Origin of the sequence: Chelatococcus sp. HY11, from assembly GCF_018398335.1 — a bacterium.
GTDB lineage: Bacteria > Pseudomonadota > Alphaproteobacteria > Rhizobiales > Beijerinckiaceae > Chelatococcus.
This window is the reverse complement of sequence record NZ_JAHBRX010000002.1, coordinates 278,923-296,329: the sequence shown is the minus strand read 5'-3', so window position 1 is coordinate 296,329 and position 17,407 is coordinate 278,923. Positions and strand designations below refer to the sequence as shown.

General features: G+C 65.3%; 13 protein-coding genes. 9 read left to right on the top strand and 4 right to left on the bottom strand.

The window, feature by feature from the left end; all coding sequences use genetic code 11:
* The first annotated feature begins 96 nt into the window (after window positions 1–96).
* The 6 genes from fdhF to KIO74_RS22390 all read left to right on the top strand — a co-directional run bounded on the left by fdhF (window position 97) and on the right by KIO74_RS22390 (window position 6,343).
* Entirely contained in the window at window positions 97–2,976 is a 2,880-nt protein-coding gene (fdhF, locus tag KIO74_RS22415; protein ID WP_213336865.1) for a formate dehydrogenase subunit alpha, read from the top strand.
* Window positions 2,977–2,982: 6 nt separating this feature from the next.
* On the top strand, window positions 2,983–3,825 hold the full coding sequence (gene fdhD / locus KIO74_RS22410) for a formate dehydrogenase accessory sulfurtransferase FdhD (protein WP_349629231.1): 843 nt from the start codon (window positions 2,983–2,985) through the stop codon (window positions 3,823–3,825).
* Window positions 3,815–4,045 (top strand): formate dehydrogenase subunit delta, encoded by a 231-nt coding sequence (locus KIO74_RS22405; protein ID WP_213336863.1) that lies wholly within the window; start codon window positions 3,815–3,817, stop codon window positions 4,043–4,045. Before fdhD ends, KIO74_RS22405 begins: the two co-directional genes overlap by 11 nt.
* A gap of 148 nt (window positions 4,046–4,193) precedes the next feature.
* Window positions 4,194–5,174 (top strand): NAD(P)H-quinone oxidoreductase, encoded by a 981-nt coding sequence (locus tag KIO74_RS22400; protein ID WP_213339134.1) that lies wholly within the window; start codon window positions 4,194–4,196, stop codon window positions 5,172–5,174.
* A gap of 259 nt (window positions 5,175–5,433) precedes the next feature.
* Window positions 5,434–5,805 (top strand): antitoxin Xre/MbcA/ParS toxin-binding domain-containing protein, encoded by a 372-nt coding sequence (locus KIO74_RS22395; RefSeq protein WP_110377456.1) that lies wholly within the window; start codon window positions 5,434–5,436, stop codon window positions 5,803–5,805.
* A 10-nt stretch (window positions 5,806–5,815) separates the two neighbouring features.
* Complete coding sequence (locus KIO74_RS22390) at window positions 5,816–6,343, top strand: RES family NAD+ phosphorylase (RefSeq protein ID WP_213336860.1); 528 nt, start codon at window positions 5,816–5,818, stop codon at window positions 6,341–6,343.
* 30 nt (window positions 6,344–6,373) lie between these two features.
* Here KIO74_RS22390 and KIO74_RS22385 read toward each other — a convergent pair whose 3' ends face one another.
* Window positions 6,374–8,629 carry a glycoside hydrolase family 3 N-terminal domain-containing protein gene (locus KIO74_RS22385; protein WP_213336858.1) on the bottom strand — a complete coding sequence of 752 codons (2,256 nt, stop codon included), beginning with the start codon at window positions 8,627–8,629 and terminating at the stop codon, window positions 6,374–6,376.
* 73 nt (window positions 8,630–8,702) lie between these two features.
* Window positions 8,703–9,815 (bottom strand): hypothetical protein, encoded by a 1,113-nt coding sequence (locus KIO74_RS22380; protein WP_213336856.1) that lies wholly within the window; start codon window positions 9,813–9,815, stop codon window positions 8,703–8,705.
* Window positions 9,816–10,103: 288 nt separating this feature from the next.
* On the opposite strand from KIO74_RS22380, the gene KIO74_RS22375 reads away from it, so the two are divergent.
* The 3 genes from KIO74_RS22375 to KIO74_RS22365 all read left to right on the top strand — a co-directional run bounded on the left by KIO74_RS22375 (window position 10,104) and on the right by KIO74_RS22365 (window position 13,712).
* Complete coding sequence (locus KIO74_RS22375) at window positions 10,104–11,273, top strand: Gfo/Idh/MocA family protein (RefSeq protein WP_213336854.1); 1,170 nt, start codon at window positions 10,104–10,106, stop codon at window positions 11,271–11,273.
* A gap of 5 nt (window positions 11,274–11,278) precedes the next feature.
* A complete protein-coding gene (locus KIO74_RS22370) occupies window positions 11,279–12,478 on the top strand; it encodes a dihydrodipicolinate synthase family protein (RefSeq protein ID WP_213336853.1) in 1,200 nt (399 codons plus the stop codon).
* A 409-nt stretch (window positions 12,479–12,887) separates the two neighbouring features.
* Window positions 12,888–13,712, top strand: a complete 825-nt coding sequence (locus tag KIO74_RS22365; protein WP_213336851.1) for a sugar phosphate isomerase/epimerase family protein — start codon at window positions 12,888–12,890, stop codon at window positions 13,710–13,712.
* A gap of 225 nt (window positions 13,713–13,937) precedes the next feature.
* Here KIO74_RS22365 and KIO74_RS22360 read toward each other — a convergent pair whose 3' ends face one another.
* The gene (locus tag KIO74_RS22360) at window positions 13,938–15,143 is read right to left on the bottom strand and encodes a M14 family metallopeptidase (RefSeq protein WP_213336849.1); all 1,206 of its coding nucleotides are present in this window, start codon (window positions 15,141–15,143) and stop codon (window positions 13,938–13,940) included.
* 281 nt (window positions 15,144–15,424) lie between these two features.
* Window positions 15,425–17,404 carry a hydantoinase B/oxoprolinase family protein gene (locus tag KIO74_RS22355; RefSeq protein ID WP_213336848.1) on the bottom strand — a complete coding sequence of 660 codons (1,980 nt, stop codon included), beginning with the start codon at window positions 17,402–17,404 and terminating at the stop codon, window positions 15,425–15,427.
* Window positions 17,405–17,407: the final 3 nt, after the last annotated feature.

The window sequence follows — 17,407 nt, the reverse complement described above, 5'->3', positions numbered from 1 at the left end:
ATCCCGACTTGAAGGTCACAACGCTTCTCCGATCGAGATGGCCGGGACAAGCCCGGCCATGACGGCAGAGCATAAGATATCCGTGGAGCAACGGCCATGACCCTCGTCCCCGAAACCGACTACGGCACGCCCGCCGCGCGTTCGGAGGCCACGGTCAGTCTCACCATCGATGGACGCAGCGTCGAGGTTCCGGTCGGCACTTCGATCATGCGCGCGGCGATGGAGATGGGGACGCAGATCCCGAAGCTCTGCGCGACCGACATGGTCGATGCCTTTGGCTCCTGCCGCATGTGCCTCGTTGAGGTCGATGGGATGCGCGGAACGCCGGCCTCCTGCACCACGCCGGTGGCATCCGGCATGGTTGTGCGCACCCAGACCGAGCGCTTGGCGCAGATCCGCAAGGGGGTGATGGAGCTCTATATCTCCGACCACCCGCTCGATTGCCTGACCTGCGCGGCCAATGGCGATTGCGAGTTGCAGGACATGGCCGGGGCGGTGGGCCTGCGCGAGGTTCGCTACGGCTACGAGGGCGAGAACCATGTGATCGCGAGCCGCGCCGGCGCGGTCAACGACCGCTTCCTGCCCAAGGATGAGTCCAACCCCTATTTCACCTACGATCCCTCGAAATGCATCGTCTGCTCGCGCTGTGTGCGGGCTTGTGAGGAGGTGCAGGGCACCTTCGCCCTGACGATCGAGGGGCGCGGCTTTGACAGCCGGGTGTCACCCGGCATGCATGAGAGCTTCCTCGGTTCCGAATGCGTGTCCTGCGGCGCCTGCGTGCAGGCCTGCCCGACGGCGACCTTGACCGAGAAGTCCGTCATAGCGATCGGCCAGCCCGAGCATTCGGTGGTGACGACTTGCGCCTATTGCGGCGTCGGCTGCACCTTCAAGGCCGAGATGCGCGGCGAGGAAGTGGTGCGCATGGTGCCCTGGAAAGACGGCAAGGCCAATCGCGGCCATTCCTGCGTCAAGGGACGCTTTGCCTGGGGCTACACCACGCACCGCGACCGCATCCTCAACCCGATGATCCGCGAAAAGATCACCGATCCCTGGCGCGAGGTGAGCTGGGATGAGGCATTGACGCATGTGGCAAGCGAATTCCGCCGCATCCAGACGACTTACGGCCGGGCCTCGGTCGGCGGGATCACCTCCTCTCGCTGCACCAATGAGGAGACCTATCTCGTCCAGAAGCTGGTGCGCGCCGGCTTCGGCAATAACAATGTCGACACCTGCGCCCGGGTTTGCCATTCGCCTACCGGCTACGGCCTGAAGACGGCCTTCGGCACATCGGCCGGCACCCAGGATTTCGATTCCGTCGAGCACAGCGACATCGTCATGGTGATCGGCGCCAATCCGACCGATGGCCATCCGGTTTTCGGCTCTCGGCTCAAGAGGCGCCTGCGGGAAGGCGCGAAGCTCATCGTTATCGACCCGCGCCGCATCGATCTCGTGCGCACCCCGCATGTGGAGGCCGCTTATCATCTGCCGCTGAAGCCCGGCACCAATGTCGCGGTGCTGACGGCGATCGCCCATGTGATTGTCACCGAAGGCCTCTTCGATGAAGCCTTTGTGCGGGAGCGCTGCGACTGGAGCGCCTTCGAGCATTGGGCGTCCTTCGTCGCCGAGGCGCGCAACAGTCCCGAGGCCGTGGAGGCGATCTCCGGCGTGCCGGCCGACACCATCCGTGGCGCCGCGCGGCTTTACGCGACCGGCGGCAATGGCGCGATCTATTACGGCCTGGGGGTCACCGAGCACAGCCAGGGCTCGACCACCGTGATGGCGATCGCCAATCTCGCCATGGCGACGGGCAACCTCGGCCGGCCCGGCGTGGGCGTGAACCCGCTGCGGGGCCAGAACAACGTCCAGGGCTCCTGCGACATGGGCTCGTTCCCCCACGAGCTGCCCGGCTATCGCCACATCTCGGACGACGCCACGCGCGACATCTTCGAGAAGCTTTGGGGCGTCAAGCTCGACAACGAGCCGGGTCTCCGGATCCCGAACATGTTCGATGCCGCGCTCGACGGCTCGTTCAAGGGCCTCTACGTCCAGGGGGAGGATATCGTCCAGTCCGATCCCAACACGCATCATGTCACCGCGGGCCTTAGCGCCATGGAATGCGTGGTGGTCCATGATCTCTTCCTGAACGAGACGGCCAACTACGCACATGTCTTCCTGCCGGGCTCGACCTTCCTGGAGAAGGACGGCACCTTCACCAACGCGGAGCGGCGCATCCAGCGCGTGCGCAAGGTGATGACGCCGAAGAACGGCTATGCGGACTGGGAGGTGACCCAGCGCCTCGCGCAGGCGATGGGACTGTCGTGGACTTATACGCACCCCGGCGAGATCATGGACGAGATCGCCGCGACGACGCCGAGTTTCGCTGGTGTCTCTTACGCCAAGCTCGAGGCGCTCGGCTCCGTGCAATGGCCCTGCAACGACAAGGCGCCGGAGGGCACGCCCGTGATGCACGCGGCCGGCTTCGTGCGTGGCCAGGGCTTGTTCATGATCACCGAATATCTGGCGACGGACGAGAAGACCGGTCCACGCTTTCCGCTGCTGCTCACCACCGGGCGCATCCTCAGCCAGTACAACGTCGGGGCGCAGACGCGTCGTACCGCGAACGTGATCTGGCATGAGGAGGACCTGCTGGAGATCCACCCGCATGACGCCGAGAACCGCGGCATCCGCGAGGGTGATTTCGTGCGGCTCGCAAGCCGGGCTGGCGAGACGGCACTGCGCGCGACGATCACCGACCGCGTGGCGCCGGGCGTTGTCTATACGACCTTCCATCATCCCTTGACGCAGGCCAATGTGGTCACGTCAGACTATTCCGACTGGGCTACCAATTGCCCGGAGTACAAGGTCACGGCCGTGGAGGTCATGCCCTCGAACGGGCCGAGTGACTGGCAACAAAGCTATAGCGAGCATGCGGCCCAGAGCCGCCGCATCACGCACCGGCTGGATGCAGCGGAGTAGCGGGACGTGGTTGCACCGACGCAGATGCGCGCTGTGGTGCGATGGCACGACGGCATCGCGAGAGACGCTGAGCGAGAGGTGGCCGAGGAGACGGCGATCGCCTTGACCTATGGTGGCAGCACCCAGGCCGTGATGATGGCGACCCCGCGCGACCTCGAGGATTTCGCCATCGGGTTCAGCCTGACGGAGGGTATCGTCACCGCGGCCTCCGAGATCGAACACATCGCTGTCGTGGAGACGGAACTCGGGCTCGACATCCAAATGCGGCTCGCATCGCCGCGCGGCACGGCCTTCGTCAGCCGCCGGCGGGCGATGGCCGGTCCGGTGGGTTGCGGCCTGTGCGGCATCGAGAGCCTGGCCGAGGCCATGCGCCCCCTCCCCGCGCTCGCGCCCGACGGTCGGCGCGTGAAGGCGGATGTGATCGCCAACGCACTGCGCCGTCTGCCCAAGGCCCAGGTGCTTAACCGCGCCACCCGCGCCGTTCATGGCGCCGCCTTCGCCACGCCGACGGGCGTCCTCACGCTGCGCGAGGATGTCGGCCGGCACAATGCGCTCGATAAGCTCGTCGGGGCGCTCGCCCGTTCGGGTATCGACCCCGCCACCGGTTTCATCATGGTTACAAGCCGTCTCTCCGTGGAGATGGTGCAGAAGGCCGCGATCGCCGGCGCGCCGGTCATCGTCGCGGTCTCGGCGCCGACGGCGCTCGCCATCCGCAGCGCCGAGGTGGCGGGCATGACCTTGGTCGCCGTCGCGCGGGAGGATGGCTTCGAGGTGGTGACGCACCCGGGCCGTATCGATTTCACGCGTCTCGACGCCCGTGCTGAGGATGGCCAATTCGATGTCGCCTGATACGCTCGTCCGCATGGCCAACCAGATTGCCGCCTTCTTCAAGGCGCAGGGCGCCGAGACGGCGCCGGCCGCCATTGCCGAGCATCTCCAGTTGTTCTGGGAACCGCGCATGCGCAACGCGATCATTGAGCTCGAAGGGAACGGGGCGGCCACCGCGCTCGATCCCCTCGCCGCCGCCGCCGTGCGGATGCTGAAGCCCGTGGACGCCGCTGGATCCTGAGGGGACATCCCAAGGCTTGAGAGAGTTGGGAGCGGCCAAGGACTTCGCCATCAAAGATTTGGCCAAGTCCCGGCGCGGGCTCTATCATCAGCTCGCAGAAAAATCCGGAGCCCCCGCTTTGTACGAGACCGTTGCATTGCCCGCGACCATGATAGCGATCGCCACCGATGGCTTTGGCCCGCCCGAGGTGTTGAAACCCGAGGCGCGCCCCCTGCCCCAGCTGGGCGACGGCGAGGTGCTCATTCGGGTCGAGGCGGCCGGCGTCAACCGTCCGGATGTCGTGCAACGTAAGGGGGGCTATCCGCCGCCGCCCGGCGCGCCGGACATCCCGGGCCTCGAATGTGCTGGCACGGTCGTTGCCGTTGGTCCGGATTGCCGGCGCTTCCGGCCGGGCGACGCGGTATGCGCACTGGTCGCTGGTGGCGGTTATGCCGAATATTGCCTTGCGCCGGAACCCCAGGTACTGCCGGTTCCCGGTGGCCTCTCCATGATCGAGGCCGCCGCCCTGCCCGAGACCTTCTTCACGGTGTGGAGCAATGTCTTTGACCGCGCAAAGCTGCAGCCGGGCGAGAGTTTCCTCGTCCATGGCGGCACGAGCGGCATCGGCACGACGGCGATCCAGTTGGCGAGTGCCTTCGGCGCGCGGGTCTTCGCGACGGCGGGCAGCGCCGAGAAATGCGCTGCCTGCAAGGATCTCGGCGCGGATGTGGCGATCAACTACCGCGACGAGGATTTCGTGGCGCGGGTGAAGGCGGAGACCGACCGTCGCGGCGTGGATGTCATTCTCGACATGGTCGGTGGCAGCTACACCCCGCGCAATATCGACGTGCTGGCCTTTGACGGGCGGCTCGCGCAGATCGCCTTCATGGGCGGGGCGAAGATCGAGGCTGACTTCACCAAGCTGATGACCAAGCGCCTCACCTGGATCGGCGCGACACTGCGTGCCCGCTCCATCGCCGACAAGGGGGCGATCGCCGTGGCGCTGGAAGCCAGGGTGTGGCCGCTGATTGCCGAGGGGCGCATCAAACCGCTGGTCTTCAAGACATTTCCCTTGGCCGAGGCGGCCAAGGCGCATGCCTTGATGGAAACGAGCGAACATATCGGCAAGATCGTCCTGACCAATGCCTAGATCACGCTGGTTTCACACGCAATCCAGGCCGGTCATTCCGGGCCCTCGCGTCAGCGAGGAGCCTGGAACCCATGAATTACGAGCTTGGATAAGAAAACACGTCAGATGGGACCTTCTCCTGGTTTGCCGTCGTGTTCATGGGCTCCAGGCTCGGGCCTTTAGCCCGCCCCGGAATGACCAAGCGCTTCCTAAGCTTGCACTGCGCGTCGATTGATCTTATTTTGAGCGCATGATGATCAATTCGCGCTCGGAGGCTGTCATGAACGCCGCTGCCCTGGAAATCGCGGTGACCCGCTTCCGCGAGGGTGACGCGCCCTTCCTGTCGGCGCGTCGTATCGCCGCCTTGCTCGGCGTGACATTGACGGAACTGGCGGCGCTCGCGGGCGTCGCCCGCAACACCCTCACCGCCAAAAGCGGTGCGCGCAAGGTTGACCAGGCCCTGAGCCCCGTTGCGCGGATCGTCGCAATGGCTTCCGAGATGGCCGGCGGCGACGAGCGCGCCGCCCTCTGGTTCAAGCATCAGCCCATTCCCGGCTGGGCCGGCAAGACGGCCTATGATCTCGTGCGCGAGGGGAAGGCCGACAAGGTCCTCGCCTATCTGGAGGCGGTGCGCTCCGGGGTCTATGCCTGATCAGGGGTCTATGCCTGACAGGTCCGCACCGGCGACGGATACCGTGCTCATTCTATGGCGTGCCTACGTGCCCCGCTGGGCTCACGCGCCGTTGTCTGGAGAAGGCGCGGCGCAATTTGGCGGCCGTTGGAATCCGGTCGGCGTGCCGGCTCTCTATGCCGCGCGTGAGCTGTCGACCGCCTGGGCGGAATACAATCAGGGCTTTGTCCAGCACCCCGCGACGATCGCGCAGATCAGTCTCAGCGGTGCGAGGTTGGCCGACCTTTGCGACGCCACCGGCCTCGCTGCCAATCACGTCGACGAGACGATCCATAAATGCCAGTGGCGCGCCATGCTCGACCGGGGAGAAATCCCCGCGACACATCAGTTACATCAGCGCCTGGTGGCGGACGGGTTCGACGGCGTGATCTATCCGTCCTTCATGTCGCCCGGCGGCAGTTGTGTCGCACTCTGGCGCTGGAACGTCCGGGAAGGTCCAAAGCTTACGGTGATCGATCCCGAAGGCCGGCTGCCGAAGTCAGCCGCATCCTGGCGATAGGATCAAGATTTTCGCCCGTCCTGATCGATCTCAGTGTTGCAGCGTGAATTCCACGTCCTGGAGATCGGCGGAATTGGCGCCGGTCATCACGCGAAAACGCCCGGCGTCGGTCGCCCAGCGCCCGTCCGCGTGCCAGTAAGCAAGATCTTCCGCTTTGAGCGACAGCGTGACCGTACGCGTCTCGCCCGGTTCCAGCGCGACATGATGAAAACCGCGCAACTCCTTGACGGGTCTTGAAACTTCGGCAACGGGCTGATTGATGTAGAGCTGCACCAGCGCCGTGCCCGGCCGCCGCCCGGTGTTGGTGACATCCACCGCGACCGCGATGGGCTCACCGCTTTTGACGATGGGTGCCATGCGGGGTGGTGAGAAAGCGAAGTCGGTGTAGCTCAACCCGTAGCCGAAGGGGAAGAGCGGATCCGTGCTCTCGTCGAGATAGCTCGCCGTATAGGGGCGTGGCGGGTTGGTCGGCGGCCGTCCGGTGCGCAGGTGGTCGTGGTAAAGCGGGATCTGCCCCACCGAGCGCGGAAAGGTCACGGGCAGGCGGCCACGGGGTTCGTTCTCGCCGATCAGCGTGCGTGCGATGGCAAGCCCGCCCATGGAACCCGGGAACCACGCCGAGAGGATGGCCGGCGCCTCCTCGACCAGGGACGTCAGTGCAAGCGGCCTGCCGTGGAACAGCACGACCGCCGTCGGCTTGCCCACGGCGAGTACGTCACGGGCGAGCGCCATCTGGTCGCCGGGGAGCCCGAGGTCGGCGCGGCTGGCGGCCTCGCCGCTCTGGGTCGACTTCTCGCCGAGCGCGAGCACGACGACATCGGCGGTGCGCGCCACGGCGACGGCCGCCGCGCGCTCCTCAGGCGAACTGCCATTGACGCCGCCAGCCGAGACGACCTCGACCACGGCCTTCGGCAGCACCTGCCGCAGTCCCGCCGCCAGCGTGATGGCATCCTCCGGCTGACCGTTCGCCGCCCAGGGGCCGAGCGTATCCGCGCGGTCGTCCGCCAGGGGGCCGATGACCGCGATGCGCCGTACATCCGATGGGAAAGGCAGGATCCGGCGGTCGTTCTTCAGGAGAACGAGCGACTTTTCGGCGAGTTCGAGTGACGCCTGACGATGGGCCGGGGCGAACAGGGTCGCGCGTTCCCGCGCTTCGTCCATGCGCCCGAAGGGTTTGTCGAACAGCCCCAGCTCTTCCTTGAGCATGAGGACGCGCCGCACGGCCGCGTCGAGGACCGCCATCGGCACGGTGCCCTCCGCGACAAGGCGCGGCAGGTCGCGGCGGAAGGCCTCGCCCTGCATCTCGATGTCTGTGCCGGCTTTGAGAGCGCGGCTCGCGGCCTCCTCGCGGTCGGCCACAACCCCATGCGTGACGAGTTCCTCGACCGCGCCGAAGTCACTGACGACAATGCCCGGGAACCCCCATTCCTTGCGCAGGATATCCGTGAGCAGATGGCGGTTGGCGACCCCGGGCACCCCATCGAAGGTGTTGAACGCCGCCATGAAGCAGCGCACGCCGGCCGCGACGGTCGCCTTGAAGGGCGGCAGATAGGTCTCGCGCAGCGCGCGCTCGGAGAGAGAGCCGGCCGTGTAGTCGCGGCCCGATTCGACGGCCCCATTCGCGCCGAAATGCTTGACGCAGGCCGCGACGGAATCGTCGGCGTCCAGCCGCTCGCCCTGGAATCCGCGGACACGGGCGGCACCGATCTGCCCCCCCAGCCAGGGCGATTCGCCCGCCCCTTCCGCGATGCGTCCCCAGCGTGGATCACGCGTCACGTCCAGCATCGGCGCATAGACCCAGTTGATTCCAGCGGCGGCGGCTTCCCGCCCGGCGATGCGCTCCGCGCCCTCGATGGCCGCGAGATCGAAGCTGGCGGCCTGTCCCAGCGGAATCGGAAAAATCGTCCGGTGGCCGTGCAGAACATCGAAGCCGAAGAGAAGCGGGATGCCGAGGCGGGTACGCTTGACCGCCGTTTCCTGCAATTGCCGGGTGAACGCCACGTCATAGGTGTTGAAGATGCCGCCGAGCTCCCCCCTTTCGAGCGAGCCGGTGACGTCAGGCGTGGTGTAGGGACCGGTGACGGCGCGATTGCTCGACAGAAGCACGAGCTGGCCGACTTTTTCGGCGATCGTCATCCGCGCAAGAAGATCCTCGACCCGCGCCGAGGCGCGCTCGGGCACGTTCTGGACGCTGACCTGTGCGGAGGCGGCGGGCGGTTGCTGCGGCCCCGGCATCTGCGCCTGTGCCGGGAATGTGAGGGCGACCGCCACCAACGCCGCGGTCATGCTCCCGGTCTTACAGCCATGCGTCATGACGTGATGCCGCTTGCCGCGGTCCCTGTTATGCAGAATGCCTTGATCAGCGGGTGATCGGTGCCAAAGCCTTCGGTACCATGGCCTTCGGTGCCTCGGCTTTCGGCGCGTCCTTGTCCGAACGCGCGGGCTCGCCCGAGGTCAGGGTTGGCTTCGGCGTGGCCGCCTCCACCGTGGCCGCCCGAAACTGGCTCAAGGCGACGTCGGGCGCGCTGGTGTTATGGCGCGAGGGTAGCGTCCGGCCGAGCCAGAACTCAGGCGTCGCGGCCCGCTTGAAGGTCATGACCTGTTCCTCGCCCCAGCCCTTGCCGTCCTGATGAACCCAGGCGACACGAGCCGCGTCGGCATTCGTCTCGGTGACATACATAGAACGCAGCGCGGCGAAGGGGTGGTCGTCCGGCACGGCACCGTCAAAATTGACGGACAGCACCAGCCTGTCCTGATCCAGCGCGATGATGGCAAGCGCACCTGATCCGCCGCGCGCGAACTCCATGCGGAAATCGCCTGTTGCGGGGTCAAAAGACAGGGTCTTCAGGGCAACGATCGGCCTGCCTTCGGTCTCCACCGGACCGACGAGGAAAGACGTGCCATAGGCACTGTTGCCGAGGTGCTTCGGGCTTAAGGGCCGGCCGCGCCAATAGCCATCCTGCGGATAGACGACCACCACTTCTTCAGACTGGCCGTTCTTCTCCTTCGCCCAGAGCTGAAGAAGATGGACGCCCTCCTCGCGCTTGTCGCCGATCACCACGGGGACGGTGCTTGGCCGCCAGAGGGACGGATAGGAATAGGCAATCAGCCGAAACCTGTCGTTATCGATCAGCGTCGTCTCGCGGGGGTGCCCCAGGAAGACAGGATCCGCAGTCATGTCGCACTGCGCCCAGTCAGGGGCCTGCCGGTCGGCCGCCAGTGTGCCGATATAGGCAGGGTGCAGCACCTCGATCCGGAAACTGCGCGGCATCGGCCCCTTCTCCGCCGCCTGGAACGGGAGATAGACATTGTCCTTCTCGGCGCACCGGACGGGCTCGCTCAGATTGCGAACCTCAACCGCGATATCGCGCGGATCGGCGAGGGCCGCATTCGGAAGATTGGCGATGCCGACGACGGTCAGAAGCGGGCAAGCAAAGGCAACGAACCGGAACAACGAGCAGCGAGCGGGCATAGGGCCCCTTTCGGAGTGTTGTTGAGGGGTGAACGACGAGAGGTGTTCAGGATCAGCGAGCCGCAGGAGATGTGCCGCTGTCAATCAGTCGTCGCCACCGAAAGGATTGTTGATGGCGGAGTTATGACGATTTCGACATTTCGTCACGTTTCTGCAACGTCCACAGGTCGCCGATAGCCGCACCCCAGGCTCGTGAGCCCTTGACGGGACAGTCCACCCATGCTGTATTTGTAACCATACAGTTACTTAAAAGTCGCCTTCCCTAAGGCGATGAGAAGGGGAAACACCATGGCGGTACAGCGTCTCGGTCTTATCATGCACGGCATCACCGGTCGCATGGGCTATAATCAGCATCTTGTCCGGTCGATCTGTGCCATTCGCGATCAGGGCGGCGTGGCCTTGCCAAACGGCGATCGGGTGATGCCCGATCCGATCCTTGTGGGACGCAACGGCGAGAAGATTGCCGAGATCGCCAAAAAGCACGGCATCTCCCGCACCTCGACGGATCTCGACGGCGCGCTGGCGAACCCTGAGGACACTGTCTTCTTCGATGCGGGTTCCACCGTCATGCGCGCGGGCCTGCTGACCCGGGCGATCGAGGCCGGCAAGCATGTCTATTCGGAAAAGCCGATCGCCGAGACGATCGAGGAAGCACTCGCCGTCGCGCAGCTTGCCTGCGCGCGCGGCGTCAAGAACGGCGTGGTCCAGGACAAGCTCTATCTACCGGGTCTGCGCAAGATCAAGATGCTCAACGAAGCCGGCTTCTTCGGCCGCATCCTCTCGGTCCGCGGCGAGTTCGGCTACTGGGTGTTCGAGGGCGACTGGGGGCAGCCGGCGCAGCGGCCGAGCTGGAACTACCGCAAGGGCGATGGCGGCGGCATCATCCTCGACATGCTCTGCCATTGGCGCTACGTCCTCGATAATCTCTTCGGCGAGGTGAAGGCGGTAAGCTGCCTCGGCGCGACCCACATCCCGACGCGCATCGGCGAGGACGGAAAGCCCTATACTGCCGATGCCGACGACGCGGCTTACGCCACCTTCGAGCTCGAAGGGGGCATCATCGCCCAGATCAATTCGTCCTGGGCCGTGCGTGTAAAGCGCGACGATCTCGTCACCTTCCAGGTCGATGGCACCCATGGTTCGGCCGTTGCCGGCCTCACTCGCTGCTTCACGCAGCACCGCGTGAACACGCCGCGGCCGGTGTGGAACCCCGATCAGCCGCAGACCATGCAGTTCGCCGAACAGTGGGACGAGGTGCCGGACAACCAGACCTACGACAACGGCTTCAAGGCCCAGTGGGAGGATTTCATCCGCCATGTGGTGGCCGACACGCCGTGGAAATTCGACCTCATGCAGGGCGTGAAGGGCGTGCAACTGGCCGAGCTCGGCCTGAAGAGCTGGGCGGAGCGCCGCTGGCTCGACGTGCCGCCGGTCGAAACGCTGGCGCAGGCACGGTGATGGTCATGGCAAGCCTTACCCTCCCCAAAATCACACTTCCCCGGCTCGACGGCGGCCTCGAGACCTACACGGTCCGCAACGCCCCCCTGCCCGCTCTGGCGTCGGGCGCGGCTCCCCACTTCAACCGCATCGCCTACGCGGCTGTGCATGTGGTCGCGGATCCATTGGCTAATAATGATCCGTGGCTCGACATCGCGATCGACTGGGACAAGACGATCGCCTTCCGACACTATCTCTGGGACCTCGGCTTCGGCGTCGCCGAAGCCATGGACACCGCCCAGCGCGGCATGGGCCTCGACTGGTCGAACGCCCAGACGCTCATCCGGCATTCGCTCGAGGCGGCGCGCGGCCGTCCCGGCGCGCTGATCGCCGTCGGTGCCGGCACGGATCAGCTCATCCCCTCCCCGGACGTGACGATCGACGACGTGATCCGCGCCTATGAAGAGCAGATCGAGACGATCGAGGCTATGGGCGGACGCATCATCCTGATGGCGAGCCGGGCACTCGCCAAGGCGGCGAAGGGTCCGGACGACTACGCCCGCGTTTACGGACGCATTCTCGCGCAGGTCAAGGAACCAGTCATACTGCATTGGCTCGGCGAGATGTTCGATCCGGCGCTGGAAGGCTATTGGGGCTCTGGCGACCATGACGCGGCGATGACGACCTGCCTCGACGTCATCGCGAGCCATGCGGACAAGGTCGACGGCATCAAGATCTCCCTCCTTTCGAAGGACAAGGAGATCCGCATGCGCCGGCTCATGGCGGCCGGAAACGCCACCGCAGGCGTGCGCATGTATACGGGCGACGACTTCAACTATGCCGAATTGATCGCCGGCGATGAGCAAGGCTATTCCCACGCGTTGCTCGGCATTTTCGACGCGATCGCACCGGCGGCCTCGGCTGGCCTTGCGCGGCTCGGCGCGGGTGACGAAGCTGGCTTCCACGACATTCTGGCGCCGACGGTTCCGCTGTCGCGCCATATCTTCAAGGCGCCGACCCGCTTCTACAAGACAGGCGTCGTCTTCCTCGCCTATCTCAATGGCCTGCAGGACCATTTCACGATGCTCGGCGGACAGCAAAGCGCCCGCTCCATCGTGCATCTGGCCGAGCTCTTCCGGCTGGCCGATGCCGCCCGCTGCCTGAAGGACCCGGATCTGGCGGCCGCACGCATGCGCAAGGTGCTTGCCGTGGCGGGCGTGGAATAGGTTCAATCGACATTCAGCATTCTCGGTTGTCATGGCCGGGCTCGTCCCGGCCATCCCGATGGATCGAGGCGCCCTTCCGGTCGGGATCACCGGGACAAGCCCGGTGATGACGGTGGTATCGCTTGGCAATACTTGAATGTCGATTGACTCTAGGGCCTTTTGCCGGGCGCCCTCACCTCTCCCCGGCAGGGAGAGGTCGGCTCGAAGAGCCGGTTGAGTGTGCGCTCCGCCGCGAGGGCGCTGCCCTCACCCTGTCCCTCTCCCTCAAGGGAGAGGGAACGCTAACGACCGCACGTCGCAAAGCGGGCCAGCCGACTGACATTGATGAGGTCGCCATCGAACCAGCAGCCGCGTTTGCCACACATGAATGCAACGACAAGCGGCGCGAGCCGCAATGAGGGAGAGAAACGTGCCCGTGGAAGGTCTGTCCATCAATCTCGCGACCGTGCGTCAGCAATGGGATATGCGCCAGGCGGTCGATGCCTGTCTCGCGCAGGGGATCACGGCGATTGCGCCGTGGCGTGATCAGGTCGCGAAAATCGGCCTCGACGAGGCGGCCCGTATCGTCGCGAGCAACGATCTCAAGGTCACGGGCCTTTGCCGCGGCGGCATGTTTCCGGCGGCGGATCCATCGGGGCGCGCTGCCGCCATTGACGACAACAAGCGGGCCATCGACGAAGCCTGCGCGCTCCGCGCCGACTGTCTCGTGCTGGTCGTGGGCGGCTTGCCGGAGAGTTCACGCGACATCGTCCAGGCCCGCGAGATGGTGGCCGACGGTATCGCCGCCATCCTGCCGCATGCCCGCGCCGCCGGCATGCCGCTCGCCATCGAGCCCCTGCACCCCATGTATGCGGCGGACCGCGCCTGCGTGAACACCCTCGGCCAGGCGCTCGACATCTGCGCGCTTTTGGGGGATGGCGTCGGCGTCGCCATCGATGTCTACCACGTGTGGTGGGATCCAGATCTCGCCCGACAGATCGCGCGGGCCGGCGCCATGCGACGTATCCTCGCGCATCATATCTGCGACTGGCTGGTGCCGACGCGCGATCTCCTGCTCGACCGTGGCATGATGGGCGACGGCGTCATCGACCTCAAGGGCATCCGGGCCATGATCGAGGCGGCCGGCTTCCACGGTCACCAGGAAGTGGAGATCTTCTCCGCCGAGAACTGGTGGAAGCGCCCGGGCGAGGAGGTCCTCGCCACCTGCGTCGAGCGCTTCCGGACGGTGTGCTGAGGCTTGCTGAGTTTGGATGGAAGCCGCCGTCATTCCAGGGCCTCGCATCCGCGAGCAGCCCGGAATCCATAACCAGCCAGGTCTGACGATAGGACACGTCGGACTGGGCACACTGGTTGACCGTCGTATTCATGGTTTCCGGGCTCGGGACTTAAGGCCCGCCCCGGAATGACGCGGTGGTTCCGTATAAAATCCGCGAGCCCTGGCTTCACTCAAGTCCTGGCTTCACTCAGGATAATTTTCGCTGTCGTCCGGCGTGGGCTTCTGGAAAAGGATGAATGCCAGGGGATTTCCCGGTTCCGCCATCGCGTCGCTGCGCAGGCCGGTTATCGCTCCGGCCACGCTGGTCGTATATTCGGCGACCACCTCGCCAAAACTGTTCCGCTGGATGGCCAGCTTCTGTCCGGCCGCGACCTTGTCGTCGAGCTTGACCAGATATTCGACGAGCCCTCCCTCAGTTGCGAGAACAGGCAGCGCGCTGTTGCCGATAAAGACATTCACGTCCTTGGCCGTGCGCCCCATTGGTCCGGCCACGATTCCGTGATGCTTGAGGACGTTCATCGTGCCTTCCACGAACAGAGAGATCATCGCGGGGTTCAGGACGCGCGCTGCGCCGATCTCGGGTGTGAAGGCCGGGATGCCCTCGTCGACGAAGGCATTATGCAGGACGCCGGGATACACGTGGTTGTCGAAGATCTGGCCGACGGGATAGAGTTCCAACATCGCCCTGATCTCGGGCACGTCCATGCCGCCGATGTTGAATGCGGTGACATCGAAGCCGGTGGTCCCGGTATGGAAGTCGATCGCCGCGTCGGCGTTCGGCCTCAGCAGCCGGTTGAACAGAAGCCCGGCGTGCCGGCTGGGCGCGCTGGCGCCGTTCTCGTTTCCAGGCCATTCCCGGTTCATGTCGATCAGATCATTGCCTCTGCCAAAATTGGGCCATCTGCGCTGCATGCTTTCCAACGCCGGGCGGGACACGTCCGTCACCGCCATCACCGTGCCCGACATCTGCGCCGGATCGAGCTGGTTCATGACGGTCTGGACCGTATGGATGGAGCTCATCTCATCGCCGTGCACGCCACTGACCAGAACGACGCGCTTGCCCGGCCTTGCGCCCTTGGCGACCGTCACTGATACGTACCAGTGCTGTCCCGTAGGCATCTCCACGCCCTGGAAATACAGAAGGTGCTTCTTGCCCGGCTCCAGGTCGTTGACGTCGAGCGTGCTGACGACCCTTTTTCCCTGGATCGTATCGCCAGTATAGACCGTGGCCAATGGCGCGCCCGATGTCGGGCTGACCGGGGTCGCCGCCGGGGCTTGGGCTTGCGCGGAACCGGCGCTGGCTGCGAGAGCAGCTGATGTGCCGACCGCTGCGATCGATGCGATCATGAAGTCGCGGCGATCGAGACGCTCGTCTGGCCTGTTCGACATGATGGCACTCCTCGCCGTTTCACCGCGTGAGCTTGCGGCCTTGCCCAGTCGTTCGGCAAGACCTTTACAGCATCCGCCCCGGAACTGCGTAAAGTTCTCGGACAAAACCGGTGAACAAACAAAGAGGTCTCCGAGAGACCGAGGGTTGGACTGAGACGACCGGGTCGAGCGTCACGCATATGTTTGGAACGCTCATCCAGGGCGTGGCGTCTGGCCGCGCCCTGGATGATGCTTAGGCTCATACGCCTATCACGCGCCCGCTCCGCGGGCTTGTATCGGTCTCAAGCCGCCTTTGGCGTAATCCCCGCGACGATGGCTTCGGCGTCGGTAATCGCCGCGAGCACGTCGGCTTCTGAAACGGGCTTTCCGGCGACTGTCAGCACCTCACGCACGTGTTCGATGATGAGATGGCGATAGGACTTCGGCCGCCGCAGGACTTCGCCCGCGAGGAAGGAACGGATCGCCGGCGTCCAGATCTCGTTGTAGCGCTCGCGCTCCGGACCGAAGGCGAACTGCGGCATCTCGCCGTGAAGCCGTGACGCGCGCTCTGTCTCGGTGGCCGCCGCGTCGACAGCCTCGGCCGTGGCAATGACGCCATAGCGGGCCTTCGCCTCGGCGGCGCTGAGGAGCTCGGCCTCAACATCGCGGCGCACGAGCTCCGGGTCGCGCGCGAAGGGGTCGCCGAAACCGCCGCCCGACGGCGTGATGATCCGCACCGCGTCGCCGCGCTTCATCTGCAGCACGCGGATCTTGCCGATCGATTCCTCGGGCTTGCCGGCCGGCTTGAAGATGACTTCGCCAAGCTTGCCGAAATGCCCGCCACGGAAGCCCCATGGTCGGAAGTTGAAGCGGTTCATGCCGCGCACGGTCATGCTGGCTTCAAGCCCAGTGTTCTCGATCTCCATCACCAGCGCCGCGCCGCTGCGCCACTGGCCGGCCGACTGGGTGTCGGGCACGAGGTGGCAGGCGCGCATATGCATCACCGTCTCGACCTCGATCACCTCGGTCGGGATGCTTTTGAGCGCGCCGGAGCGGCCGTCGACGCCGTCGATGCCGTCCAGACCCGTGCGTCCGCCGCCGCCGCCAATGATCGGGTTCAGCACGCTCACGCGCGGCCGGCCGGTCGAGGGGTCACGGGCATTGACGACGATGATGCCGACCATGCCGGCCCCCGCCGCCATAAGGCCATCCGGAAGGGCCTGGTTGAGGCAGCCGAGCACGGTGTCGAACACGCGTGTGCCCGCCGCCACGCGCGAGCCCATGGCCGCCGGGAATTCGGCGTTGATGACCGTGCCGCGCGGCGCCTTCATGGTGATGGGCCTGAGCAGCCCCGCGTTCTTCGGCGCGCTCGGCTCAAGGCTCATCATGTAATAGGTGAGCGCCTGGGTCACGTAGGGATGCGTGCGATCGCCGATGATGAAGTTATAGGCGGCCGCCACCTGCGGATCGGTGCCGGTGAAATCGAGCTCGATTTCCTCCCCCCTCACGCGCATGGTCGTGATGACATGGGCGTGCTGGTTTTCCTCCAGCCCTTCGAGATAGTCCGAGAAGGTGTATTCGCCGTCGGGAATACGCGCGATGACGGACCGGGCCTTCAGCTCGGCGAAGTCGATGACCTCCTTCATGCCAGTGCGCACGGTCTCGACGTCATAACGGTCGCAGAGCTGGTTGAGGCGCCGGTCCATGCTCTTGAGAGCCGACAGCATCGCCTGGAAGTCGCCCCACATCTCCTCGGGAATGCGGCTATTGTCGAGGAAGATGTTCTTGGCGTCCGGGTTGAGCTCACCCCGGCGGAACAGCTTGATCGGCCGCACCCGAAGCCCCTCCTGGAAGGACTCAGTGAAAGCCGGCGAGATGCTGCCCGGCACGGCGCCGCCGATGTCGGACGCGTGGACGAAGGACCAGCCGAAGGCCAGCAATTCGCCGTCACGGAAGATCGGATAGATCATGGTCACGTCCATCATGTGCGTGACCAGCCCGTCCGTGAAGAACGGGTCGTTGGTGATGTAGCAATCGCCCGGTTCGAAATTCTCGCGGCCGATGCGGTCCAGCGTTTCCTGCAGGGGCAGGCCGATGAACACGGTGACGCCGGACTGGCTCGGATAGGCGAAAATGTCGCCATCGGGCGTCGCCAACGCGCATTGATAGTCCTGCACGAGCTTGACGAAGGTGGTATGCGCCGTGCGGTGCAGAACGGCCGAGGCTTCCTCGACGATCGCCGTGAAGCGATTGTTCATGATGGCGGTGCGGACGGGATCCATGGC